Below are 25,447 nucleotides of genomic sequence, written 5' to 3'. Positions count from 1 at the left end.
TGACCGCAGGAAGTCGTGACAACGCGACTTTCGGCGATCCGGCGATCTTGAGATCACCGACAGCAGCGGATCGCGACGGATTCCAGGAGCTCGCGCACCCATAAGGCGCTGTTGGCGGCCGGAACCTCCTGGAATCCGAGGACGTGCGAGGAGAAGTCGCTGGGACAACCCGGGATTCAGTCGGGATCCACGTCTCCCGAAGTCGTGACAACGCGAGTTGTGGTTGCGGTCGGGGTTGGTGGCTGCGCGAAGTCGTGACCATGCGAGTTGTGGTTGCGCGGAGGCTCGGGTTGACCGCTCGAAGTCGTGGCAACGCGACTTTCGGCGACGAGGCCGGACTCGTGACCGCCGGAAATCGTGACAACGCGAGTTGGGGATCGATGGGCTCGTCACCGCCGGACGTGTTGGTCCGCGACGTATTCCAGGAGCTTCGGCACGCATAAGGTGCTCTGGGCGGCCGGAACCTCCTTGTGTCGGTTGCCAGCGGGAAGGGACCGCTTTGGAGCCGGTTTTGCCATGAGGATGGGACCACTGGTTTGCCAGTGATGGGACCACCTGGCTGACGGTTTTGCCAGTGATGGGACCACCGTTGGCGCGCCTGCCGGGGTCTCGGTTGTTCGGCCGATCTATTGGCCCTATGAGCTTCCGGGAGGTTTCGGTGGTCGAGATCCGAGAGATCTTGCGATTGTGGCTGGCGGGTACCGGTCTGCGGGAGGTGGCCCGGTTGTCGGGCACCGATCGGAAGACGGTCCGCCGGTATGTGGAGATGGCGCAGTCCCACGGCCTGGACCGTGACGGGGACGCGTCCCAGCTGACCAGTGAGTTGATCACCGCGGTGGTCGGTGGAGTTCGTAGCAAGCGTCCCAACGGCAAGGGTGAGGCGTGGGAGACGATCGCTGTTCATCATGATCAACTCAAGGCCTGGTTGGATCAGGGCCTGACGTTGACCAAGATCAACATCTTGTTGGGTCGTCGGGGTGTGGTGGTGTCGTATCGGACCCTGAATCGGTATGCGACCAGTGAGTTGGACTTCGGTCGTCGGCGGGCCACGGTTCGAGTCGCTGATTGTGAGCCGGGTGCAGAGTTGCAGGTCGACTTCGGACGACTCGGGATGATCGAAGTTGATCATGGTTCCGGTCAGGTTCGTCGTCGGGTGACGAAGGGGTTGATCTTCACCGCGGTCTATTCGCGGCACATGTTCGTCTATCCGACCTTCGGTGAAACATTGCAGGAGGTGATTGCCGGGTTCGAGGCGGCGTGGGAGTTCTTCGACGGCGTGTTCGCGGTGGTGATTCCGGACAACATGAAGGCCATCGTCGACCGCGCGGACGCGACCGATCCGCGGTTGAACGAATCGTTCCGGGAGTATGCCGAGTCCCGCGGGTTCGTGATCGACCCGGCCCGGGTCCGCAGCCCGCAGGACAAACCGAGGGTCGAGCGGTGCGTGCAGTATGCGCGCTCGAACTTCTTCGCCGGCGAGTCCTTCAACGGCCTGGACGATTGCCGGGCTCGGGCCGAGCGGTGGTGTGCTGAGACCGCCGGGATGCGGGTCCATGGCACGACCCGGCTCCATCCGGCCGAGGTGTTCACCGCCGACGAGCAGCCGAAGCTGCTGGCCCGCCCTGTGACGCCGTTCGACGTGCCGTCCTGGACCCGGCCGAAGGTGGCCCCGGACCGGCACGTCCAGGTCGCCAAGGCCCTCTATAGCGTCCCGGGCGATCTGATCGGGCAACGGATCACCGCCCGCGCCGATGCGGCGACGGTGAAGCTGTATTGGCGGGCCGAGTTGATCAAGGTCCACCCGAGGGTGGGACCTGGTCGTCGGCAGACCGATCCGGCTGATCTGCCGGCGCATCAGTCGGTCTATGCGATGCGTGATATCGACGCCCTGCAACGCAAAGCCGCGATCCACGGCGACCACATCGGTGTCTATGCCGCGCAGGTGTTGGAGCATCCGTTGCCGTGGACCAAGATGCGGCAGGTCTACCGGCTCCTCGGCCTGGTCAAACGCCACGGCCCGGAAGCGGTCGATGACGCCTGCCGGCGGGCGTTGGAAGCCGAAGTCATCGACATCGGCCTGATCGACCGCATGCTCACCCGCGCCACCACCCAAGCCATCCAGGCCCAGCCCGCGCTGCTGCCAGCAACAGCGGACTCGGCGACACCGGGTCCAGCGAGATCGGTGTCAGCGCCGTCCCGGTTCGTCCGAGACACCGGCGACTTCGCCATCCGGCGATCAACGTCAACATCAAGATCAACGTCGAGACCAACACTTTCAAGATCAACAACAGGCTCCGACTCGTCGTCGGAGACGGTCCGGAGGTTGCCATGAGCACGAGCCAGCGCGCGAGTCGTCGACCGGATGCCGAGCCTGCGGTCAAGCCGATCGAGGTCACCCCGGAGTTGAAGTCGTTGATGCGCAGGTTGAAACTCGGTCAACTCCTCGACACCCTGCCCGACCGGCTCGCGTTGGCACGGTCGAACCGGATGCCGCACCACGACTTCCTGGAAATGATCTTCTCCGACGAAGTCACCCGCCGCGACCGCCAATCCGCCCAACGCCGCGCCAAAGCAGCCCACCTCGACCCGCAGATGCAGCTCCAGGCCTGGGACGACACCACGCCGGCCAGCTTCGATCAGGACCTATGGCAGGAACTCACCTCACTGAGGTTCCTGGCCGATGCCTACAACGTTCTGATCATGGGACCCGTCGGCGTCGGGAAGACGTTCCTGGCCAACGCACTCGGCCACATCGCCGTCAGACGTCACCACAGCGTGCACGCCGAACGCGCCGACAAACTGTTCAAACGACTCCGCGGCGCCCGGCTCGACGGCAGTTACGACGACGAGATGCGTAAACTCCACCGCGTCGACTTGTTGATCATGGACGACCTCGCCCTGCACCGCCTCGAAACCACCGAAACCAGCGACTTCTACGAACTCATCGTCGAACGACACCGCAAAGGCTCCATGATCATCACCAGCAACCGCGAGCCACCCGAAATCCTGACCATGATGGCCGACCCGCTGCTCGCCCAATCCGCGATGGACCGGTTCCAATCAGCCGCCTACGAACTCGTCGTCGAAGGCGAGTCCTACCGCCAACGACAACGGCCCCGACCCGGCAAACCAGCCGAGTCCGACCAGCAGGATTGACCAGAACCCCACCCATCAGCAATCATCGGTCCCACGGTCGACCACCGGGGACGAACCCGGTCCCATCCTCATGGCAAACCGGTGGTCCCTTCCTCCTGGCAGGCGACACCTCCTTGAATCCAGTTCGTCCCCGAAGTCAACCGCGTACGACGAGGCTAGGGGACGCGACTTTGGGGCCGGACGGCGCGTTGGCCGCAGGAGTCCGTGGCGATGTGACCGCGCCGGGTCGGCCTGTGTCGACGGTGCTGGCCGGGCGTGTGTCGACGGTGCTGGCCGGGCGTGTGCCGACGGTGCCGCGGACGTCGTGTGTCGCCGGGGTTTGGGGAGCCTGGCGGACTGGCGCGTTCGGGCTGGAGGTTGAGTTCGGATCGTGCCCGCCGAACCCGGAGCGGCCGGCCCGATCGGGTCGAAAGGTTGGCCCAACCGTTTGCACTCGTACCCGTCGAGTGCTAAACATTGAGCTAGCACTCTCCAGGTGAGAGTGCCACCCACCCAAGTCCGGTGAGGTCGGGTCCGCAACGGCCCGGCCGTCCGTCGCGGGCACCGCTCTGGGGACGAAGAAGACATCCATGACAGTCAAGACGGCGGCCCCGGTCGCCTGACGCGGGAGGACTCGCGGAGCAACATGCCCAAACTCATTGAATTCGACACCGAGGCGCGGCGCGGCCTCGAGCGGGGGATGAACACCCTCGCCGACGCGGTCAAGGTCACCCTTGGCCCGAAGGGCCGCAACGTCGTGCTCGAGAAGAAGTGGGGCGCGCCCACCATCACCAACGATGGTGTGTCGATCGCCAAGGAGATCGAGCTGGAGGAGCCGTACGAGAAGATCGGCGCCGAGCTCGTCAAGGAAGTCGCCAAGAAGACCGACGATGTCGCGGGTGACGGCACCACCACCGCCACCGTGCTCGCCCAGGCGCTGGTCCGCGAGGGCCTGCGCAACGTTGCCGCCGGCGCCAACCCGATGGACCTCAAGCGGGGCATCGACAAGGCCGTCGCCGCGATCAACGAGCAGCTGATCGGGCTGGCCACCGAGGTCGAGACCCGCGAGCAGATCGCCGCCACCGCGTCGATCTCCGCCGGTGACCCGCAGGTCGGCGAGATCATCGCCGAGGCCATGGACAAGGTCGGCAAGGAAGGTGTCATCACCGTCGACGAGTCCAACACCTTCGGCCTGGAGCTCGAGCTCACCGAGGGCATGCGGTTCGACAAGGGCTACATCTCCGGCTACTTCGTCACCGACGCCGAGCGTCAGGAGACGGTGATCGACGATCCGTACATCCTGATCGCCAACTCCAAGATCTCCAGCCTGAAGGACCTGCTCCCGGTGCTGGAGAAGGTCATCCAGTCCGGCAAGCCGCTGGTCGTCATCGCCGAGGACGTTGAGGGCGAGGCGCTGGCCGGCCTGATCGTGAACAAGGTCCGTGGCGTCTTCAAGTCCGTCGCTGTCAAGGCTCCGGGCTTCGGCGATCGCCGCAAGGCGATGCTCGCCGACATCGCCATCCTCACCGGTGGCCAGGTGATCAGCGAGGAGGTCGGCCTCAAGCTCGACCAGGTCGAGGTCGATCTGCTGGGCCAGGCCCGCCAGGTCGTCGTCACCAAGGACGAGACCACCATCATCGAGGGCGCCGGTGACTCCGACGCGATCGCCGGACGGGTCCAGCAGATCCGCGCCGAGATCGAGAACAGCGACTCCGACTACGACCGGGAGAAGCTGCAGGAGCGGCTGGCCAAGCTGGCCGGCGGCGTTGCGGTGATCAAGGTCGGCGCGGCCACCGAGGTCGAGCTGAAGGAGCGCAAGCACCGGATCGAGGACGCCGTCCGCAACGCCAAGGCTGCGGTCGAGGAGGGCATCGTCCCCGGCGGTGGCGTGGCGCTGCTGCAGGCCGCCAAGCTGGCCGACGTCAAGCTGGAGGGTGAGGAGGCCGTCGGTGCGCAGATCGTGCTGTCGGCAGCCGCCGCACCGCTGAAGCAGATCGCCTTCAACGCCGGCCTCGAGGGTGGCGTTGTGGTGGAGAAGGTTGCTTCGCTGCCCGCCGGTCAGGGTCTGAACGCTGCCACCGGTGAGTACGTCGACATGCTCGGCGCCGGCATCAACGACCCGGTCAAGGTGACCCGTTCCGCGCTGCAGAACGCCGCCTCGATCGCCGGCCTCTTCCTCACCACCGAGGCCGTCATCGCCGACAAGCCGGAGAAGGCTCCGGCCGCCCCGGCCGGCGACGGTGGCATGGGTGGCATGGGCGGCATGGACTTCTGAGTCCGCGCTCAACCCAGCAACACAACCTACGTTGGGCGGTCCCGCAATGGGGCCGCCCTTCGGCGTCTGCAGACACCGTCGCAGAGATTCGCAAGACGCGCGCGGCTTCATGATCGTCGTGGGCGCGTCGGCGACCGTCAGCGTGCTGGTCGATAATCCGCCGATTCCGGCCCTGATCCCGGGCCGTGGGACTCCGGTGCCCGCTGGTCACGACGGATCGCAAACACCAGGAAGCACCCGGTACGGGGTCCCGGTCGAGGTGTTCGACGGCGTGGGCTACGTCAACGCTAAGTCGGCAGGCGCCGGTAGAGGGTCAGGGTGGAGGCCCAGTGCCGAGTGATCAGTCCGTCCGGCCGCGCGCTGATCAGCCGGCGGATGCCGGTGTAGAGCTGATCACGTTTGGCCTGCTCCATCGCGATGTGGCCGGAGAACGTGTTCAGCAAGGCGATGTAGCTGTCGACCGTGTATTGCTGTGCCCAGACGTAGCGTCGTGCCGATTCGGCGGTGAAGTAGTCCGAACCCTCGTAGTCGCCCTCGGGCAGACCGGAGTCCTCGCGCGGCGGTGTCGGGGGCCATTGATCAACATCGTCCTCGCCGATCTCGCGGTAGAGCTGCTGGAAGTCGTCGAAGATCGGGTCGTAGCCGTCGGGAAAGGCGTGGCCTGCGCCGAAGATCGCAAGCTGCCCGTCCGGCTTGAGCAATGAGGCAGCCTTCGGCCAGCCGATCTTCGGATCCACCCAGTGCCAGGCAGTCGCCGAATAGACGAGATCGAAGGCCGCGGTCGCCGGCGGCCGCCAGTCCTCGAAGGTCGTGGTGATCACCTCGACGTTTCCGAGGCCGGCAAGGTTTCGGCGGGCCTGTGCGGCCAGGTTCGGTCCCGGTTCGAGGGCGATGATCTTGAAACCGCGTCGGGCCAACGGCAATGTCGCCTTGCCCGGACCCGGACCGACCTCCAGCAGCGTCGCGTCGGGTGCCAGCCCGGCAAGATCAACAAGGTCGTCATACAGCCGATCCGGATACGCAGGCCGGGCGTTCTGATAGCTGTCGGCGGCTTGATCGAAGGTGCCGCGAAGATCGCGTTCGCCACTCACCCTGCCGATCATCGCAGACCGTCGCGCAGCACCGGTTCACTCGGCGTGCTGTTGCGGCACCCGACCGGTGGCGTCCATGATGCAGTCAAGGGTCCCGGCCGGGGCCCGTGACACCAGCATCTGGAGGCCGTGATGGCCGTCGACCGTCGTCAGTTGTTGATCATGGTGAGGCGTCGGCTGGTGCCGATGTTCGCGCTGGCCCTGGTCGTCGCGCTGGCCGTCGATCGGGTGCCGGCCGAGGCGGCTCGGCCGGCGGTCATCAGCAGCCGGGTGATCGGCCACTCGGTGCAGGGCCGGCCCATCCGCGCCTGGCACCTCGGCCAGCAGGGCCGCGGCATCGAGACCGTGGTGCTGGTCGCGCAGATGCACGGCGACGAGCAGAAGGTGGCCAACATCCTGACCAGCCTTCGCGACGGCCGGCGGATCCGCGGCGTGAACCTGTGGGTGGTGCCGCGCTACAACCCGGACGGGCACGCGCACGACCGTCGGCAGAACGCCCACGGCGTCGATCTCAACCGCAACTACCCGGCCTCGTGGAAGCGGGTCAAGGGCTACTTCAACTCGGGCCGCAAGGCGGGGTCCGAGCCGGAGACCCGCGCGATGATGGCGTTCCTGAAGCGGGTCGATCCCGACTATCTGTTGAGTTTTCACCAGCCGTTGCACGGCGTCGACACGTTGACCCCGGACAAGAAGTTCTCCCGGAAAGTGGCCAAGACGCTGCATCTGCCGAACAAGAAGTTCAGCTGCAACGGCGGCTGCCACGGCACCATGACGATGTGGTTCAACCGCAATCTGAACGGCACGGCGCTGACCGTCGAGTACGGCGCTGACCCGAAGCGGAGCTACCTGCGCGGCACCGCCGCACGCCGCGTGTTGAGCATCTTCGACGCCCATCGGTAGATCCCCGGTGATCGTGTGGCGCCTCAGACGTTGCTGACGCCGAGCACTCCCTTGTTGGCCAACTGATCGGCCTTCTCGTTGCCGGGGTCGCCGGAATGGCCCTTGACCCAGGTCCACGTCACCTCGTGTCGGGCGATCTCGGCGTCCAACGCACGCCACAGCTCCTCGTTCTTCACCGGCTTCTTGTCCGCCGTCTGCCAGCCGTTGCGCTTCCAACCGTGCATCCACTTCTGGATGCCGTTCATCACGTACGCGGAGTCGACGTGCAGTGCGACCCGGCAGGGCCGGTTGAGCGCCCGCAGACCCTCGATCACAGCGGTCAACTCCATCCGGTTGTTGGTGGTCAGCGCCTCGCCGCCGTAGAGCTCCTTCTCGTGATCGCCGTAGCGCATCAGCACACCCCAGCCGCCGACGCCGGGGTTTCCCTTGCAGGCGCCGTCGGTCCACATCTGTACCGGAACGCGATCATCAGCCGTCGTCACCGCAACAACCTAATGGTCCCGGTTGCCCAAAGCCCGGTTACCTGTCGTGTCTGCGCCACCGGCCGATCCGGTGCTGCGATGATGCACGAGTGACCGAGAACTATCTGGCGGTCGTCGACGGGCACAACGACCTGCCGTGGGTGATGCGGGAGATCGGCTACGACTTCGCCGTTCGCGACATCGCACAGCACCAGCCGACGATGCACACCGATCTGGACCGGCTGCGTACCGGGCAGGTTGGTGGGCAGTTCTGGTCGGTGTTCGTGCCCTGCTCGCTGACCGGGCAACAGGCCGTCACCGCAACCCTGGAACAGATCGACGCCGTCTACTCGATGATCGAACGCTATCCCGACCGGCTCGAACTGGTGACCAGCGCCGCCGGACTGCGGACCGCATTGGGCGAGGTCGGCGCCGGCGGCCCGATCGCCTCGCTGATGGGCGCCGAGGGCGGGCACTCGATCGACAACTCGCTGGGCGTGCTGCGATCGCTCTACCGATTGGGTGTCAGGTACATGACACTCACGCACAACGAGAACACCGACTGGGCCGACTCCGCCACCGACACCCCGGCGCACGACGGGCTCACCGCGTTCGGTCGCGAGGTGGTCCGGGAGATGAACCGGTTGGGCATGATGGTCGATCTGTCCCACGTCGCGCCGGCCACCATGCACGCCGCGCTCGACGTCACCGAGGCACCGGTGATCTTCTCGCACTCCTCGGCTCGCGCGGTCTGTGATCATCCCCGCGATGTGCCCGACGACGTGCTGTCCCGGCTGGCCGACAACGGCGGCACCTGCATGATCACCTTCGTGCCGGGTTTCGTCAGTCCAGCGGTACGGGAGTGGACACTTGAGCTGGACGCGGCCGCCGAGCGGGCCGGCGTCGACCCCCGCGACCTCGCAGCGGTCTCGGACTTCCAGAAGTACTATCCGACCCCGCGACCGACCGCAAACCTGGCCGACGTGGTCGCCCATGCCGAACACGTACGCGAAGTGGCCGGGATCGATCACATCGGCGTCGGCGGTGACTTCGACGGCGTCGGATCGCTGCCAGAAGGGCTGCAGGACGTGTCCACGTATCCGGTGCTGTTCGCCGCCCTGGCCGAGCGCGGGTGGAGCGACGGCGACCTGGCGAAGCTCGCTCACGGCAACATCTGCCGGACCTTTGCCGCTGTGGAGGAACGAGCCGCCGAGATCCGCGCCGAACGTGGCCCGTCACTGGCCACTGTCGCTGTTGATCATGAAGCCGATGACGGTGAAGGGGCCGATCATGGACGATGAGGCCGCCGGCGAGGCACGTCGCGGCCTGCTGGAAGTGATCGCCCTGCATCCGGCGGACGCGGAGCGAGCCCAGCTGGGTGGCGCCGATCGGCTGGAGGTGGTCGGCACCATGGACCACGACGGACTGTCGCCCGAACCGGCTCTGATCGGCCGGATCGCTCGGGTCACCGACCTGTCGATCCGGGTGATGTTGCGACTGCGCGACGGGTTCAGCACCGACGGCGGCGAGGCAGTTCGGCTGAAGGGGCTGGCGGAGAGCTATCTCGAGGTCGGCGCCGACGGACTGGTGCTCGGATTTCTCAACGGACACACCGAAATCGACGCCGACGTGATTACCGAGGTGATCGGTGACCTGGCGTGCGGCTGGACCTTTCACCGCGCCGTCGACGCCTGCATCTCGCCCGACCGTGCCTGGCGTGAACTGCGCCGCCTGCCGCGGCTGGACCAGGTGCTCACCGCGGGCTCGGCTCGCGGCGTCGAGGACGGCCTGGACGATCTGCTGCGCCGCGCCGAACAAGATCAATTCGCCCGGCAGGTGATCATGGCCGGCGGCGGTTTGCGCGCCGAACACGTGCCCTGGTTGGCACAGGCCGGAGTCCGGGCCTTCCACATCGGCAGCTCGGCGCGGCCGACCGGCTCCTGGAAGGCGTACGTCGATGCCGATCTGGTCCGCAGTTGGCGCAATCTGATCAACGACGCGGTCCGGCGGGCGGAGAACGCCGGTGAGGTGTCCGGGCCTGCAGGATCGCCATGACGATCTTCATCGATGCGCCGAACTGGCCCGGCCACGGACATCTGTGGTCGCACCTGATCAGCGACACCTCGTTCGCTGAACTGCACGGATTTGCTGCCCGGACAGGGATTCCTCGCCGCGCGTTCGACGATGATCATTACGACGTGCCGGCTGAGCGGTTCGCCGAGTGCCTGGCCGCCGGCGCGCAACAGCGTCGGTCCCGGGAATTGGTGGCCCTGCTCAACGCGGCCGGCCTGCGCAGGAGGAAACGATCACGACTAGCACGCTGACGACCCGGCAGTGGCCGACGCCGCTGCGCCAAGGGTCGGTGGTGGCCCTGGTGGCGCCGAGCGGACCGATGCCGCCGGCACGCATCGAACGCGGAATTGCTCAGCTGACCGGCTGGGGATTCGACGTTCACCCCGGCAAGCATCTGTTTGATCATCATCGCGTTCTTCCTTATCTGGCAGGCAACGACGAGGATCGCGCGTCGGATCTGCTGACGGCGTGGACGGATCCGGAGGTGGCCGCGATCTGGTGTGCCCGCGGCGGGTACGGGGCACAGCGGATGGTCGACCTGCTGGACTTCGACGCGTTGCGTGCCGCCGGACCGAAACACTTCATCGGCTTCTCCGACATCACCGCGCTGCACACCCGGCTCGGTCGAGAGCTCGGCCAGATCACCGTGCACGGGCCGGTCGGCACCGGCACTCAACTGACCGATCCGCCGTCGGCCCAAAGCCTGCGGAAGTTGATCTTCGGCCGGCCACAGCCGGGACAGCCGTTGATCACCGGAGCGCCGCTGGTGGCCGGGCGAGCCGAGGGTCGGCTGATCGGCGGCAACCTGGCGTTGATTGCCAATGATCAAGGTGTCGAACCGGCTCCGGCCGAGCCCGCCGTCGTGATCTTGGAGGATGTCGGCGAGGAGGCCTACCGGCTCGATCGGATGCTGACCCAGTTGCGGCGGTCCGGTTGGTTCGCTCATGTCACCGGCGTGGTGCTCGGCGAGTTCACCGAGGCCGACGACCCGACGCTGGTCGAGGCGGTCCTGGCGGAACGGCTCACCGACCTGCGCATCCCGATCCTCTGGCGGGCGCCGTTCGGCCATGCCGATCGCAATTTGGCGCTGCCGTTGGGTGCGCTGGTCAGGTTGGACGCCGAGAGCGGCGAGCTGACGTTGATATAGGTCGGCTATCGGAGAGTGGACGGCCGGCGCTCGGCGGGTGACACTGATCTGGAAGGAGCTCGGGATGGACTTCAACCTCGATCTTGATCATGCGACCTCGGTCTTCGAAGTTGCCGCGGAGGTGCGTCATCTGGCGCGCCGAAGCTGTCGTGCCGACGGCGCAACGTTTGTCCTGCGCGACGGCGACTTCTGCTTCTACGTGGACGAGGACGCGATCGCCCCGCTGTGGAAGGGGCAGCGGTTTCCGATCGAGTCCTGCATCTCCGGGTGGGCGATGTTGCACGCTGAGCCGGCGGTGATCGCCGACATCTTCACCGACGAACGGATCCCGCAGGAGGCCTATCGGCCGACCTTCGTACGCAGCCTGCTGATGATGCCGGTCGGGCTGCCGACGCCGCTGGCCGCGATCGGCTGCTACTGGAGCACGAACCACCAAGCAACGATCGACGAGATCGCTGCTCTCGAGGCGTTGGCCGTCCGGACGGCCGAGGCGTTGGATCGAGTCGGCGTCGACGACGCCCCGTGGGCACCCAACTTCGGCTTGCCGCGCCCGCATCCGGCCTGATCGATGCTGATCTGGTCACGGGCAGGTCCAGCCCCGGCAGCCGACATTCGGTGGCCTCATCGACGGCCTGGTGGTGCCGGACGAATTTTTCGAAGACTTGCCGGAGAGTGAGCTCGCAGCCTGGGAAGGCGATCAGAAGTGAGGTTCTTGCTGGACACGCTGTTGGCCTTCGACGGGGTGCGGACTTTTCCTTGGCAGTGAAGGGATCAGGCCGCCGACAGCTGTGCGGGCAGCGGTTCGGTGTGCACGATCTGCAGTGAGGTGACCGCCCGGGTCAGGCAGACGTAGAGCCGGCGCAGGCCGGTTGTCCGATCCGCCTCGCCGGCCACGATCGCTGCCGGCTCGTACAGGACGACGTGATCGAACTCCAGGCCCTTGGCGATCGAAGCCGGCACCACATCCACCCGCCGGGTGAAGGCTTCGGTGTCGATCGGGTCGGTCTCCCGACCGAGGATTGCGTACGAGATGCCATCAGCATCGAGCGCGGCCTCGACGTCGTTGATCAACGCATCCGGAGTGATCAGGCCGATGCTGCCCTCCGACGTCAGCGCGGTGTTCACCGCAGCCGCAAGATCAACTTCGGGTTCGGTCGTTGACCTGAGCACAAGATCACCGCGGGTCCGTCGGATCGAGTGCGGGGGAGTGAGATCGGGTGCGATGTCGGGCAGCAGCCGGCCGGCGAATTCGATCACCGCCGCCGGCACCCGGAAGCCCGCCACCAGCTCCTCGACGACGGCATCCTGCTTTCCCAGGTGAGCAAGAGAATCCGACCAGGAGGTGGTCGCCCAGGGAGTCGTCGCCTGGGCAAGATCACCGAGCACGGTCACCGATCCGGTGCTGGCCCGGCGGCCGACCGCGCGCAGCTGCATCGCGGACAGGTCCTGCGCCTCGTCGATGATCACGTGGCCCAGGCTCGGCGTCCGGTTCAGCACGTCGGCGGCCTCGTCCACCAGCACGAGGTCGGCCAGCGACCATTTCATCGACTTCACCGAACGCGGCGGCTTGGGCAGCAAGATCAACTTCTGCTCCTCCGCCGTCAGCAGCCCTTCGGCATGCTCGGCCAGGAAGTCAACTTCGGTCAGCAGCCGCATGATCAACTTCGCCGCATCGACAGCGGGCCAGAGCGTGTCGGCGTACGTCTTCACCGGCTTGCTGCGGGCGACCGCGTTCTGCACCCGGTCGTCGGGGGAGTCGCCGGCGGCCTCCATCCGCAGTAGCACCTGGTGCGCCAGCCGCTGCGGCAGCATCTCGCGGCCGGCGGCGTACCGCACCCCGCGGTCCTTGATCGAGCCGACGATCTCGTCGGCCAGGTAGGCGGCGACCCGCCACTGGTGTGAACCGCGCGGCACCACCAGGTTTTCGGCTGCCGGTCGCAACTGGCTCCAGATCGCTCGCTTGATCACCTCCGCCAGCCGGGCGTCGCCCTTGATCACCGCCGCCGTCGCATCCTCCAGCCGACCGACCTGCAGCCCGGTCGCCTTGCCGACCAGCGTCTCCACCGTGGTCTGGGTGGCGTCGATCTCGCCCAGCGCCGGGAGCACGTCGGCGATGTAGGACAGGAAGCTGTCGTTCGGGCCGACCACCAGCACACCGGAGCGGGACAGCTGATCGCGGAAGGCGTACAGCAGGAAGGCCGCCCGGTGCAGACCGACCGCGGTCTTTCCGGTGCCCGGCGCGCCCTGCACGCAGACCGAGCGGGCCAGATCGGTCCGCACGATCACGTCCTGCTCGGGCTGGATGGTGGCCACGATGTCGCGCATCGGCCCGGTACGCGGCCGCTCGATCTCGGCCTCCAGGATGTCGGAGTTCTCCAGCCGATCACCCGCGACCAGGTCCTCGTCCTCGTACGCGGTGAGCCGGCCGTGGGAGAAGCCGAACCGGCGGCGCAATCGCACCTGCATCCGGTTGTCTCGAGTGGCCTGATAGAACGGCAGCGAGACCGGCGCCCGCCAGTCGATCACCATCGGTTCACCGCCGGCCTCGCCGGTGACGTGCCGGCGACCGATGTAGATGGTGCCCGGCAGATCTACCGCCTCGTAGTTCAGCCGGCCGAAGAAGAGCGGGACCGTCGGGTCGTCCTCGAGCGACTTCATCCGCCGGTAGAGCGCTTGTTTCAGGTGTTCGGTGGAGACGTTCGGGCCTTCGCTGACGGCGGCGGCGCCGACCGCGTCGAGCCCGGCGGCGCGTGCACGCATCTGGCGCAACGCTGCGCGGGAGACGTCCATGTGGTTCTGTTCGGCGGCGATCACGTCGTCCGCCGGCGTCGGGAACAGGCTGGTTGTGTCGTCGGTTGCGGGCAGAGTTTCGGGCATGCGAGACACTCCGATACGCATCGGGAGGGTTTGAGGAGCGGGGAGACGTTACTCCTGTCGATAGCCGTCGGCAAAACGAATATTCGACCGCGACTTGCGACGCCGCCTGTCGGTCCGGCGCAATCGCTACTGTGTCCCGATGAGTACGCCGCCGCGCAACTTCGTGATCCCCGATGACCCCGCCGACCGGCTGCGGCGGCGGCGGACCGCGGCTCGGGTGATCGTCGTCGATCCGAACGACCGGATTCTGCTGTTCTGCGACACCGATCCCGGATGCCCCGGGCAGCGTTGGTGGGTCACGCCCGGTGGCGGCATCGATCCCGGCGAGACCGAACGCGAGGCGGCGGTCCGCGAGTTGGCCGAGGAGAACGGCCTGCGGATCGCCGAGACCGAGTTGATCGGGCCGGTGGCCCGGCGGCGGGTGCAGCACGGCTACTCCGATCAGGTGCTGGATCAGGACGAGGTCTTCTTCGTGCTGCGGACCGCCGCCTTCGAGCTCGACTCTTCGGGTTTCACCGAGGAGGAGAAGATCACCCTGGTCGAGCATCGCTGGTGGTCGCCGCGGGAGTTGAGCGAGACCACCGAATGGATCTGGCCGCAACAGTTGCGGCAACTGCTGGCGCTGGCCGACGAGGGGCCAGGGGTCCCGGTCGATCTCGGTCTGGTCACCGACGAATCCACCCGCCCGGTCTGAACCGCGATTCGCTGAGCCAGGCTGAGCCGGGCTGCACCTTCTCAGCTGAACCGAGGCCCCGGCCAGGCTGAATGGCCCTCAGCTCTCGACGTTCGCGGCACCTACGCTGCTGCCATGCGGATCGCCTACGTCAGCGAGACCTGGGCGCCGTCCATCGACGGCGTGGTGAGCCGGCTGCGGGCAACGCTCGCAGAGCTGACCCGGCGGGGCATCGAGGTGATGTTGATCGTCCCGGACGGTCACGGTGTCTCCGAACACCCGGCGGGCGTCGAGGTGGTAGAGATCCCGTCGGTCGGTTGGCAGTGGGTCTCCGGTGGGAGGCTGTTCGCGATTCCGCTGCAGGGTCGAGTCCAGCGGGTGCTGCGGCACTTCGCCCCGGACCTGGTGCATGCACTGAGCCCGTACATCCTCGGCAGGGCAGGGATTTCGGCCGCTCGGGCACTCGAGCTGCCGGTGGTGTCGTCCTTCCATCAGGACCTCGCCGCGGTCAGCCGGGAGGCCGGCCTGGGCTTCATGGCCGGGCCGATCTGGGCCTACTTCCGGCATCAGCACGGGCTGTCCGATCGCAACCTGGTGACCTCGCGGGCCATGATCGACCTGATGCATCGGCAGCGGATCGGATCGGTCGAATTGTGGCCGTTCGGGGTGGATTCGGTGCGATTCACACCCGCTCGCCGGGATCCGATCGCGCGGCAGCGGCTGTTCGGCGCCGGATCGGACACGATCGCGCTGTACGTGGGCCGGCTCGCCCCGGAGAAGGATCTGCGCCGGCTCCATCGGCTGGCTCGGACGCCGGGGATCCGCCTGGTGCTGGTCGGCGACGGTCCGCAGCGACGTGAGCTCGAACGCGAGCTGTCGAACTCCGGCGCGCACTTCACCGGTTGGCTGACCGGCGACGATCTGGCCGACGCGTACGCCGCCGCCGACGTACTGACCTTCCCGTCCAACACCGAGACGCTCGGGTTCGCGCTGATCGAGGCCCTGGCCTCCGGGCTGCCGGTGCTGGCAGCGGCGAGCGAGCCGACGGCCGAGATCCTCGGCGGCTGCGCCGGCGGGATGATGTTGCGGCCGTACGAGTGGAACGACGCTGCGTCCCGGATCACTGATCTGATCGGCGAGGATCGCCGGCCGGCTGCCGCGGCGGCCGCGCGGGCGAGGGCACTGGCCTGGGACTGGGCCTCGGCGACCGACACGTTGCTCGGCATCTACGCCTCGTTGTTGCGCGCCGATCCGCTGCGGGTGCCGCTGGCCTGATCACAACTTGGAATCGGCCGGTCGCGTCGCGCCCGACGGGGCCGAACAGCGTGATTAGAGTTTCCGCTGTGACTGATGTGTCCAATCTGACTGATGTGCCTGATCTGACTGATGTGGTTGGGTTCTCGCGATGACACCGACCACCAACCCGCTGCTGCTGCGGGTCATCCACCGTCGACGGCTACGGCGCCGCGCGCGGCTGGCCGGAGCCTGCTGGCTGTTCCTCGGCGGCCTGCACATCGCCGTCTGGTGGGCGGCGTACGATCACGGCCGCACCGGGCTGCCGGAGGGTGCACTCGACGCCGCGGTCTGGCCGCTGCTTTTCGCCTCCACGATCAGCTTCGTCGTGTTCGCCTACTACACGGCGCGGTGGTTCCTGGCGCCGAGCACGCCGAAGAACTACGACTGGCTGGAACCGGCGGCGACCGAGCTGTTCGTCACCGACCTGGACGAGGACACCGAACCGACCATCATCCGCACCCGGTTGGCGTCCTGATCGATCGGGTCGGCCTCCATCGCCTGTGGTTGGGTCCCGGAGAAGCCAGTTCGATCTTGTCGCGAGGCGGTGCAGTCGAATCGCGGAGGCCAGGAAGAAGACGCCCCCGAGAGTCGCGTAACCGGCGATCGAGCCGAGGGACGCTTGCGACTGGGCAGCCATCGCGATGAAGCTGCCGCCGGCGATGACGGAGATGCCGCCGCTGAGGATCATCGCCCACTGCCCACCGAGTCGATAGCGCAGAATCGCGACCACCAGCTGGACGATTCCGGCGGTGATCGCCCAGGCGCCCCAGACCCGCAGCACGCTCGGGATCCCGGACGTCGCGGCGACGGCCAGGCCGATGGCTGCGAGCAGGCTCAGGGCCATGTTGAGGTAGAGCCGCGCCTTCGCGCGGGTTGCGCCCGAGGAACGGAAATCGATCATCGCCGCCACGACATCGAACAGCGGATAGATCACCAGCAGGGAGATGGCGCCCGGATTCACGGTCCGCGCGATCGCGACCGTCAGTGCCGCCCAACCGACGGCGAACCCGAATCGGACGTAGTACAGGGTACGCAGCGTCTTGAGGCCGTCGATGGGGCCGGTGGACGCGGCCGGGGTGGTAGTTGCGCGACGGCGCGATGGCCGAAGGCTGTCTCGCCGATCCGAAATCCGTCGGCGAGACCTTCCTGCGGGGAGTCGAAGGACTTCTCAGCTATCGCAGTCGTGAGGCGTAGCGGGCCGCTCGCCGACCGGGCCGATCGGCGACCGAGCATCGGACCGTTACAGTGACGGCGTGATTCGGCCCCTGCGGACCGCAGCCCTGGTGATGGGCGCAGCAGTCGCCCTCGCCGGGTGCAGTTCCGCCAGCACCCCGTCCCAGTCACCCACGCCGAACGCCCCGGCACAGTCCGGTCCGGTTCGGACGGCTCCGGGGTCCGCCACGACGCCGTCCGCCGCGACGCCGTCCGCCGCGACGCCGTCGGCTGCGGCGTCCGGTGAGGTACGGGTCGGAGACGTCGACCTCCCCAACTTCAGCTATCTCGGTGGCTGCGGATGGGAGGTGCCGGCCGCGACGCTCGAGGTGAAGAACGACAAGCAGAGCAATCGGACCCCGTCGTTCGACGGCGAGCACAGCACCGCGACGCTGACCGGACATCGCGAGATCACCCTGGCCGGTCGGCAGTATGCATTGGCCGAATTCTCCTGCACGGTCGGCCAGGACAAGATCGCAGCCGTGCACCTGGTCGGCGTCGTCGACGGAAAGCCGGCCGACCTGGGCATCGTCGCCACCGGCAGCAAGATCAGCACCAGCGCCGACCATGATCAACTCAGCTTCCGGACTCACTACCGGACGATCAAGGACGGGGCAGGAGCCTCGTCAGGCAAGGCTTCCTACAAGATCACCATGATCGGCAACACTCCGGTCCGGCTGTTCGCGGGCGAGAATCCGAGCAAGATCAACTCCGCCGTCGCGCAACTGCCGGCGCACGGATACGACGCCGGCCTGGTCGGTGTCAGCGGCTACGTGGATGATCCGAGCGAGACGAGTTGGGTCGTCGGCCTGCTGGACAAACCCCAGCGGGTTCTGACGGCGGAGTCGCTGGGTGGCGGGTACGAGTCGGGCATCTGCTGGAAGCCGACCGTCCACACCCAGGACGGCGAGAAGCTCGGCGGGGCACGGCTGGCCTTCAACGGCGAGGACAACCAGACCGGGACCGCGATCGACCTTGCCGAATCCAGCAAGGCGACCGTCGGCGTACGCGGCAAGATCAACTTCCCGATCAGGCGGGACACGGCCGGACTGCTGATCCCGGCCAACGGCGTGGTTCCCGCGCTCGCCACCGCGACCACCGCCACCGCGACCAACGGCCAGGGCGACGCGCTGGTCACCACCAAAGCGCCGGCCGACGCCTACCTGGACGTGGCCCGATTCGGCGCGGCCTCGGGCAGCGAATACCCGCTGCCGATCGGCGCCTTCGCCACCGCCGACGGCAAGATCACGATGACCGGAGCCTGGTACAACGCCCCGGTGAACCAGAGCAACGCCGCGTCCGGCATGCGCCCGATCGTCAACCCCGCCGACCTCGGCGAGCAGACCTGCGGATAGGCCGGTCGGGCCAGGTCACGATCGAGCCGAGGATGTGGCCCCGTTTCAGGGCTCTCGGCGCCGGCCGAATGATCCGCCGCGTTTCGCAGCACTGTCCGACGATGATGGCAAATCTCGCGGATGCCTCAGCAGCAGTTCCCGACGGGATCCCGACGCGAACCGCTCAGACCGCGTCGGCGGCGTCGAGGATGCGGTAGGCGTAGCCCTGCTCGGCGAGGAAACGCTGTCTGTGTTGGGCAAAGTCGGCGTCGACCGTGTCCCGGGCGACCACCGCGTAGAAGCGGGCGGACAGCCCGGCTCCCTTGGGGCGGAGCAGCCGTCCCAGGCGTTGCGCCTCCTCCTGCCGGGAACCGAAGGCGCCGGACACCTGGATCGCGACCTCGGCGCTGGGCAGGTCGATGGAGAAGTTCGCCACCTTGCTGACCACCAGCAGGTCGATCTCGCCGGAGCGGAATTCCTCGTACAGCTTCTCCCGCTGCTTCACCGTGGTCTCGCCCTTGATCAAGGGGGCACCGAGCCTCATCGCCAGATCGTCGAGTTGATCAACGTACTGACCGATCACCAGGGTCGGCTGACCGCGATGCTTGGCGACAAGATCAACAACGACCTCGGTCTTGGAATCGGCTGTGGAGGCCAGCCGATACTTCACGTCCTCCTCGGCCACCGCGTATGTCATCCGCTCGTCGTCGGTGAGGGTCACTCGGACCTCGACGCAGTCGGCCGGCGCGATGTAGCCCTGCTGCTCCAGATCCTTCCACGGGGCGTCGTACCGCTTCGGCCCGATCAGGCTGAACACGTCACCTTCCCGGCCGTCCTCCCGGACCAGGGTCGCGGTCAGCCCGAGCCGACGCCTGGCCTGCAGATCGGCCGTCATCCGGAACACCGGTGCCGGCAGCAGATGCACCTCGTCGTAAATGATCAAGCCCCAGTCGCGCGCGTCGAACAGTTCCAGATGCGGATGCACGCCGCCGCGCTTGGTGGTGATCACCTGATAGGTGGCGATGGTGACCGGCTTGATCTCCTTCTTGGCGCCGGAATACTCGCCGATCTCGTCCGCGGTCAACGAGGTCTTCTTGATCAACTCGTCGCGCCACTGCCGCGCCGACACGGTGTTGGTGACCAAGATCAACGTCGTCGCCCGGGCTTGAGCCATCGAGGCCGCGCCGACCACGGTTTTCCCTGCTCCACAAGGAAGTACGACGACTCCGGAGCCGCCGTGCCAGAACGATTCGGCGGCGTCCTTCTGGTACGGCCGCAGCTGCCAGCCGTGCTCGTCAAGATCGATGGCATGGGCTTCGCCGTCGACATAGCCGGCCAGGTCCTCGGCCGGCCAGCCCAGCTTCAGCAGGACCTGCTTCAGGTGGCCTCGTTCGCTGGGGTGGACGACCACCGTGTCGTCGTCGACCCGGGCGCCGATCAGTCCCTTGACCTTGGCGCTCTTGATCACTTCGGCGAGCACGGCCCGGTCGGTGCTGGCCAGCACCAGACCGTGCGTGGGGTGCTTCTCGATCCGCAACCGGCCGTACCGGTCCATCGTGTCGGCGACGTCGACCAACAAGGACGACGGCACCGGGTAGCGGCTGTAGGTGAGCAGCACGTCGACCACCTGCTCGGCGTCATGCCCGGCAGCCCGCGCGTTCCACAACCCGAGCGGAGTCAACCGGTAGGTGTGGATGTGTTCGGGCGCTCGCTCCAACTCGGCGAACGGGGCGATCGCGATTCGGCAGGCGGCCGCGTCGGGATGATCGACCTCGAGCAGCAGGGTCCGATCGGACTGCACGACAAGAGGGCCTTGATTCATAGTCGGGTGGACCTCACAAGGTAAGCGATGGGTGGCGGTGCGCGATCGAGGCTACCTGCTCGGCGAGGACGACGAGGACGACGTCGAAGTCGACGAGGGGGATGCTGTCGGAGTCGTGGCCGGCGGTTGGCCCGGAGTCTCGGTCGGTTCACCGGTGGTCGCGCCGGGCTCCGGAGTCGTCGCCGTGGGATCCGGAGTCGGTACCGGACTGGTCGGCGTGTCGCCGGGCTGCGGGGTGCCCAGTGGCGGAGTGCCCAGCGGTGGCGTGCCGGGCACCGGCCCGCGATCCGGTTGGGCCGGATGCCGATCGGGCTGCGTCGACGGCTTGGTCGAAGCGTTCGGACGCGATGCGGGTTGCTCCCGCGGGGGCGCCGATTCCGATGGTTGTGCCCGTTGAGTCGAAGGCGCCCGCTGAGTCGAAGGCGCCCGCTGAGTCGATCGGGCCGGCGGGGTCGGCGGAGTCGGCGGAGTCGGCGGTCGGGTCACCATCAGCGGCCGGCCCCGCGGGCCCCGGTTGCCGGCACCGTCGACCGCGCGGACCTGGATGAAGTGAGCGCTCATGTCGTCGTTCAGCCAGTCGGCCGTCAACTCCCGACTGCCGGTCTGACCGACCGGGATCGCGTTCAGCGTTACCTCGTAGTAGGCGATGCCACTCGGGTCGGCGACATCGCGCCAGCCGACGGTTACCGCCTGATGGCTGTTCTGGATCAGATGCAGTCCGGTCACCGGGCCCGGCGGCGTGTCGTCGCCGGTAGCTGTCGGGTTCGGGTGGTGCGGATCGATCACCGGCCCGCCCGCATACCGATCGCGGGTCGGCGGGTGGGTCTGCCGGGAGTCGCGGACCCCGGTCGCCAGCGGCGTGGCCACTTGATCCGAGGAGACGGGTCGATCCGAGGAGAAGGGCGGATCCGACGAGGAGGACGGGCGCGTGGTGATCGGTACGGTCTGCTCGGCCGACGGGTGTGAGCGCAGCCGATCGTTGACCAGCCACAGTCCGACCACGCCCAATGCGCACAGCACAAACACCAGCGTTCGCCGCAGGGTCGTTTCGCGCATTGGCCGGAGTCTAAGCCCTGTCGGCCGCCAGTGACACGCCGGATATGCGCGATATCGGAAGTGAAACGATTTCAGAGTTGGCCGGGTCGACGGCCCGTACGCTGCCGGCGGCGACCTCGACCGGCTGCAGCTCGCGGGTCGCCGGAGTGCCGTTCGGATCGACGTAACTGACCCGTACCAGGGCTCTGGTGCCGACCGCCTCGGCCAGCAGGGCGATGCCGTCCTCCAGCGGCATCCGGGCAGCAGCCGGCAGGCGCTGCTCCGCAGCCAGGATCGCGGCCGCAGCCTCCTCGGCCGCCACCGACCACGCCTGGGTGCCGGCTTCGGTGTGCGCCGGCGCTCGGCGTCGCGGACCGGTGGTGAGCAGCTGACCCCGGGCGTCCTCGGCGGCCGGTTTGAGGCCGATGTCCTGCAACACGGTCACCACCTCGTCCGGATCCGCCGGCGAGACCAGCACCCCCGGTGCGATCGAACGCAACTGCAGCCGGGCGGCTTGCGGGTGGGACAGGATCGCGGCCTGTTGAGCCGGGTCCTCGACCCGTAGATAGCTGGTGGCCGCGCCGACCCGGATCGCGCCGTACTGCCGTGCCACGTCGTCGATCAGGTAGCGCAGCGGCTGCGGGACACCGGTGCTGGAGTGGCGTTGCAACCAGTCGCCGATCTCGGCGCCCGCCCAGCCGGCGTCGAACCCCCGGCGGATCGACTTCTGGCTGAACCGGTAGACCGCGCCGCCGCCGCGAGACTCCTGATCGGCCAGCAGCCGCAGGCTGCTGGACACCGCCGCCTCCAGCGGTCCCTGAGCGACCGCGGTCAGGTCGGACTGAATGATCACGTGATCCAGCGGCTCCGGAAACAGCCTGGCCAGCTCCGCTGGCAGCTCGCGGCCGTCGGCGAGCACGCCGAGCAGCTCGGACACGCCGCCCAGCGCGACCAGGCCGAGCCAGCCGGCCTCCTGCCAGGTCCAGTCGATCACCTCGTCCAGCCGGTGTCCGTGCCGGGCCGCGCCCGGTCGATGCCAACCGGCTGCGGTCCGCAGTTGATCGGTGTTCAGAACCGTGCCGATCGCCGCCCCGGCGGCCATCTCGATGATCAACTTCCGGTTGTCGACGGCCCGCGCGGCGTGCGCATCGGCCCGCAGCGGATGAGTCTCGGCGGCCGCGGAGAAGTAGCGGTCGGCGCCCAGCCAGGCCCGCGCCAGCCGCAACCATCGCAGCGGGCCGGGCTGGCCGACCCACCGGTCGTAGTCCACCGTCGGCACCAGGGTGATCTTGTCCTGGCTGCCGACCAGTCCGGCGGCTGCCGCGATCTCCAGCAGGAATCCGGTGTACGGCAGCCGGCCGTCGAAGTCGCGCGCCAACTGTTGCACGTCCCGGGTGGACAGCCCGCCGTCGCGCAGCAGTCGACGGGGATCGAGGTCGAGCTCGGCGATGATCAACTCCACATCGTGCACGATCTCGTTGGCGGCACCGACGGCGGCCAACCTGATCACCGTACGAGTCCGGCCGGGGCCGGTCAGTTCCGGCGGCTGCGGCGGCACCGGTTCGCGGCCGAGCAGCCAGCTCGACTCCCGGCCGCGCAGCAGCAGCGCCACCTCGCGGGACAGCATCACGGTGTCCCGATCGAGTGGCCGCAACAACCGGTGGGCCAGCAGCAGTTCGACCGGGGTGCGGGCGGCGTCGGTGCTGATCGGCCGGTCCGCGTTGCGGACGGTGCCGGTCGGCGGCCCCCACAGCAGTCGATCCAGGACCGGTCGGACCTGATCACCGCAGGCACGCAGCGCGGCATCGATCTGGCGGTCGGTCAGCGGATGGGGTGACACCGGCGCCAGACCGGCCGGATAGTTGCCGAAATGATCACGGACCGCACGGACCAGATGAAGATCATCATCGCTGCCCCAGAGCAGCGCGCGATGGCGCAAGGCCGCGACGGCCGGGGTGATCGCGGAGGCCGGATTCCCCAGCAGGTAAGAGATCTCGTCGATGTCGGTGCCGTCACCGAGCACCGCCAGCGCTTCGGCGACTGCGGCCTGCCACGCGTTCAGACCGTCCAGTGCCCGGGCGATCGAGGTGGACGTGGTGGCCTGGCCGACCAACTCCGCGATGTGGCGGGGCAGTGGGTAGCGCAGGTCCGGACGCAGCCGGAGCAACTCGATCAGTTGATCTTGGTCAAGCAGCCGGACGGCTTCGGTCAAGGTACGGGGTGCAGTCACCATGAGTGCCGGCCGTCACCACGAATGATGCGGGGGCTGCTGTTGCTGATCCGGGCCCTGATCGTAGGGGCTCCGACCGTAGGGCCCGGGACCGTACGGACCCGGCCGCGGCGGCTGTCCGTTCTTCAGCTCGGTGTTCACCAACACCAAGATCAACACGATCATCACCAGCGATCCGAGCAACGCCCAACCGCGCAGGGTGTCCCACCAGGTGGAGAAGTCGCCGTAGTTGGCGATTGTCGAGACGGTGGCGATCAACAGCATCGACGCCGTGCTCACGGCGAACCCGATCATGATCTTGCGCCGGGCGTATCGGGCCCGGGCCGACAACAGCAAGCCGATCAGGAAGGTGATCGGCGCGATCGGGAAGATCACCGACAGCGCCAGTGCGATGATCGCGCCGGGCGGGGTGGCCTTCCACAGCGACGGCGGCGGGCCGGCCGGTGCCGGCATCGACGGCCCGGGGCCGAACCAGCCGGGGGTGCCCGGAGCGGGCAGGTTGCCGACCGTTGGCGGTGCGCCGGCTCGCAGTTGCATCGGATCGGTCGGCAGGCCGGCCGGTGTGCCGGTGGGCGGGCCCCACGGTCCTGCCGCGGTCACCGGTTGGCCGGCGGGCTGTCGCCAGTGCGCAGCGCCCCAGGCGCCGCCGGAGCTGCTGGTCATGGTGTCGCTGTCGACGTCGAAGGGCGACCTGGGATCGCGGACGTCCTCGCCCTCGTCGGGAATCAGGGTGGCCAGCGGCGCGACCGGTTCGCCGGGATTGCCGAAGACCGGCCGTGCCCCGGGTGCGTCCCCCAGCTGATCCGCTGGCGGTGCGCTGTCCAGCGGCTTGACGTCCGGGACGGCGTACTCGTCCGGCGGGGTCGCGGGCGCGTACTCGGGACCGTCCTGCCAGGTAGCCATGCGGGTCAGTCTAAACGGCTCACCGGACGGTCAATTCCAGGATCCGATCGTCTCCAGGACGTGGGCCGGCGCGGTGATCGGTGTTGCTGGTGGTGATCAGCAGGGTGTGATCGTCGAGGGCGATCACGCTCCGCAACCGGCCGTACGTCCCGACCAGGAAGTCCTGAGATTCAGCGACGACCTTGGTGCCGTTGAGCGGGATCCGCCAGAGCCGCTCGCCCTTGAGCGCAGCCATCCAGATCGAGCCGGCGGCGTACGCGATGCCGCTCGGTGAGTCGACTTCGGTGCCCCACTGGGCGACCGGGCTGGTGTACTTCGGATTGCTGGTCTTGCCCTGGGTGGCCGGCCAGCCGTAGTTGTGATCGGGCTTGATCAGATTCAGTTCGTCGGCCGTCCGGTCACCGAATTCCGACGCCCACAGCCGGCCGGCCGGATCCCAGGCCAGCCCTTGGACGTTGCGGTGCCCGTACGACCACATCACCGATCCCGCGATCGGATTTCCCTTGGCCGGCTTGCCTTCCGGCGTCATCCGCAGGATCTTGCCGCCGAGCGAGTTCTTGTCCTGAGCCAGTGGCGGATCTCCGGCTTCGCCGGTGGACGCGTACAGCATGCCGTCGGGGCCGAACGCGATCCGCCCGCCGTTGTGATGCAGTCCGTGCGGGATGCCTTTCAAGATCACCTGCGGTGCTGACAGCTGGTGGCCGGCGGTTGCGTCGGGCCGATAGGTCAGCCAGCCGATCCGGTTGTCGTTGGCGGTCGAGTAATAGAGGTAGAGCCGATGATCATGGGCGAAGTCGGGGGAGATCGCGATCCCGAGCAGGCCGCCCTCGCCGCCGGAGTTGCCATTGGACACGGCTTGGTCGACGGTGCCCAGCAGCGTCTTCTTCCCGGTGGACAGGTCGATCCGGGTGATCTGCCGGGTGTCACGTGAGGTGACCAGCAGGTCGCCGCCGGGCAACAACGCCAGTCCCCAAGGCACGTTG

Annotated in this window: 21 protein-coding genes; 13 read left to right on the top strand and 8 right to left on the bottom strand. The window is 67.7% G+C overall.

All coding sequences use genetic code 11. The features are described 5' to 3' along the window. Nucleotides 1-637 precede the first annotated feature (637 nt). The 3 genes from istA to groL all read left to right on the top strand — a co-directional run bounded on the left by istA (nucleotide 638) and on the right by groL (nucleotide 5,410). On the top strand, nucleotides 638-2,332 hold the full coding sequence (gene istA / locus FOE78_RS21435) for an IS21 family transposase (protein ID WP_210414704.1): 1,695 nt from the start codon (nucleotides 638-640) through the stop codon (nucleotides 2,330-2,332). Continuing rightward, nucleotides 2,329-3,156 (top strand): ATP-binding protein, encoded by an 828-nt coding sequence (locus FOE78_RS21430; RefSeq protein WP_143984739.1) that lies wholly within the window; start codon nucleotides 2,329-2,331, stop codon nucleotides 3,154-3,156. Before istA ends, FOE78_RS21430 begins: the two co-directional genes overlap by 4 nt. Before the next feature lie 625 nt (nucleotides 3,157-3,781). Beyond that, a complete protein-coding gene (gene groL / locus FOE78_RS21425; RefSeq protein WP_143988062.1) occupies nucleotides 3,782-5,410 on the top strand; it encodes a chaperonin GroEL in 1,629 nt (542 codons plus the stop codon). 287 nt (nucleotides 5,411-5,697) lie between these two features. Here the strand turns inward: groL and FOE78_RS21420 are convergent, their stop codons facing one another. Next, nucleotides 5,698-6,501 carry a class I SAM-dependent methyltransferase gene (locus tag FOE78_RS21420; RefSeq protein ID WP_228265941.1) on the bottom strand — a complete coding sequence of 268 codons (804 nt, stop codon included), beginning with the start codon at nucleotides 6,499-6,501 and terminating at the stop codon, nucleotides 5,698-5,700. Nucleotides 6,502-6,633: 132 nt separating this feature from the next. On the opposite strand from FOE78_RS21420, the gene FOE78_RS21415 reads away from it, so the two are divergent. Continuing rightward, entirely contained in the window at nucleotides 6,634-7,401 is a 768-nt protein-coding gene (locus FOE78_RS21415; protein ID WP_143988060.1) for a DUF2817 domain-containing protein, read from the top strand. A 23-nt stretch (nucleotides 7,402-7,424) separates the two neighbouring features. On the opposite strand, the gene rnhA is transcribed toward FOE78_RS21415, so the two are convergent. Further along, nucleotides 7,425-7,883 carry a ribonuclease HI gene (rnhA, locus tag FOE78_RS21410; protein WP_228265940.1) on the bottom strand — a complete coding sequence of 153 codons (459 nt, stop codon included), beginning with the start codon at nucleotides 7,881-7,883 and terminating at the stop codon, nucleotides 7,425-7,427. Nucleotides 7,884-7,972: 89 nt separating this feature from the next. Here rnhA and FOE78_RS21405 point away from each other — a divergent pair, with 89 nt between their 5' ends. The 5 genes from FOE78_RS21405 to FOE78_RS21385 all read left to right on the top strand — a co-directional run bounded on the left by FOE78_RS21405 (nucleotide 7,973) and on the right by FOE78_RS21385 (nucleotide 11,647). Beyond that, on the top strand, nucleotides 7,973-9,163 hold the full coding sequence (locus FOE78_RS21405) for a dipeptidase (RefSeq protein WP_228265939.1): 1,191 nt from the start codon (nucleotides 7,973-7,975) through the stop codon (nucleotides 9,161-9,163). After that, a complete protein-coding gene (locus FOE78_RS21400) occupies nucleotides 9,153-9,917 on the top strand; it encodes a copper homeostasis protein CutC (protein ID WP_143988059.1) in 765 nt (254 codons plus the stop codon). Before FOE78_RS21405 ends, FOE78_RS21400 begins: the two co-directional genes overlap by 11 nt. Then, nucleotides 9,914-10,186, top strand: a complete 273-nt coding sequence (locus FOE78_RS21395; RefSeq protein ID WP_143988058.1) for a DUF4031 domain-containing protein — start codon at nucleotides 9,914-9,916, stop codon at nucleotides 10,184-10,186. The genes FOE78_RS21400 and FOE78_RS21395 overlap by 4 nt, the downstream gene beginning before the upstream one ends. Nucleotides 10,187-10,227: 41 nt before the next feature. After that, nucleotides 10,228-11,082, top strand: coding sequence for a S66 peptidase family protein (locus FOE78_RS21390; protein ID WP_143988057.1), 855 nt, complete (start codon nucleotides 10,228-10,230; stop codon nucleotides 11,080-11,082). A gap of 64 nt (nucleotides 11,083-11,146) precedes the next feature. After that, nucleotides 11,147-11,647, top strand: coding sequence for a GAF domain-containing protein (locus FOE78_RS21385; protein ID WP_143988056.1), 501 nt, complete (start codon nucleotides 11,147-11,149; stop codon nucleotides 11,645-11,647). Nucleotides 11,648-11,853: 206 nt separating this feature from the next. Here the strand turns inward: FOE78_RS21385 and FOE78_RS21380 are convergent, their stop codons facing one another. Continuing rightward, nucleotides 11,854-13,959, bottom strand: coding sequence for a HelD family protein (locus FOE78_RS21380; protein ID WP_143988055.1), 2,106 nt, complete (start codon nucleotides 13,957-13,959; stop codon nucleotides 11,854-11,856). Nucleotides 13,960-14,098: 139 nt separating this feature from the next. Here FOE78_RS21380 and FOE78_RS21375 point away from each other — a divergent pair, with 139 nt between their 5' ends. From FOE78_RS21375 to FOE78_RS21350, 4 genes are all read left to right on the top strand, one after another. Then, a complete protein-coding gene (locus tag FOE78_RS21375; RefSeq protein WP_143988054.1) occupies nucleotides 14,099-14,653 on the top strand; it encodes an NUDIX hydrolase in 555 nt (184 codons plus the stop codon). 114 nt (nucleotides 14,654-14,767) lie between these two features. After that, nucleotides 14,768-15,907: a glycosyltransferase gene (locus tag FOE78_RS21370; protein ID WP_143988053.1), complete on the top strand. Its 1,140-nt coding sequence runs from the start codon at nucleotides 14,768-14,770 to the stop codon at nucleotides 15,905-15,907. Nucleotides 15,908-16,037: 130 nt separating this feature from the next. Continuing rightward, complete coding sequence (locus FOE78_RS21365) at nucleotides 16,038-16,403, top strand: hypothetical protein (protein WP_143988052.1); 366 nt, start codon at nucleotides 16,038-16,040, stop codon at nucleotides 16,401-16,403. Nucleotides 16,404-17,181: 778 nt separating this feature from the next. Continuing rightward, nucleotides 17,182-18,495 (top strand): hypothetical protein, encoded by a 1,314-nt coding sequence (locus FOE78_RS21350; RefSeq protein ID WP_143988051.1) that lies wholly within the window; start codon nucleotides 17,182-17,184, stop codon nucleotides 18,493-18,495. Nucleotides 18,496-18,658: 163 nt separating this feature from the next. Here the strand turns inward: FOE78_RS21350 and FOE78_RS21345 are convergent, their stop codons facing one another. From FOE78_RS21345 to FOE78_RS21325, 5 genes are read right to left on the bottom strand one after another with little or no spacing between them, the layout of a single operon-like run. Then, entirely contained in the window at nucleotides 18,659-20,296 is a 1,638-nt protein-coding gene (locus FOE78_RS21345; protein WP_143988050.1) for a DNA repair helicase XPB, read from the bottom strand. Nucleotides 20,297-20,347: 51 nt separating this feature from the next. Then, complete coding sequence (locus tag FOE78_RS21340; protein WP_143988049.1) at nucleotides 20,348-21,352, bottom strand: hypothetical protein; 1,005 nt, start codon at nucleotides 21,350-21,352, stop codon at nucleotides 20,348-20,350. A 10-nt stretch (nucleotides 21,353-21,362) separates the two neighbouring features. After that, a complete protein-coding gene (locus tag FOE78_RS21335) occupies nucleotides 21,363-23,564 on the bottom strand; it encodes a helicase-associated domain-containing protein (protein ID WP_143988048.1) in 2,202 nt (733 codons plus the stop codon). Nucleotides 23,565-23,576: 12 nt separating this feature from the next. Continuing rightward, on the bottom strand, nucleotides 23,577-24,464 hold the full coding sequence (locus tag FOE78_RS21330) for a hypothetical protein (protein WP_143988047.1): 888 nt from the start codon (nucleotides 24,462-24,464) through the stop codon (nucleotides 23,577-23,579). 19 nt (nucleotides 24,465-24,483) lie between these two features. After that, complete coding sequence (locus tag FOE78_RS21325; protein ID WP_228265938.1) at nucleotides 24,484-25,443, bottom strand: PQQ-dependent sugar dehydrogenase; 960 nt, start codon at nucleotides 25,441-25,443, stop codon at nucleotides 24,484-24,486. Nucleotides 25,444-25,447 lie beyond the last annotated feature (4 nt).

The sequence above is a fragment of the Microlunatus elymi genome (assembly GCF_007362775.1).
Taxonomy (GTDB): domain Bacteria; phylum Actinomycetota; class Actinomycetes; order Propionibacteriales; family Propionibacteriaceae; genus Microlunatus; species Microlunatus elymi.
This window is presented reverse-complemented; position numbering and strand designations above follow the sequence as displayed.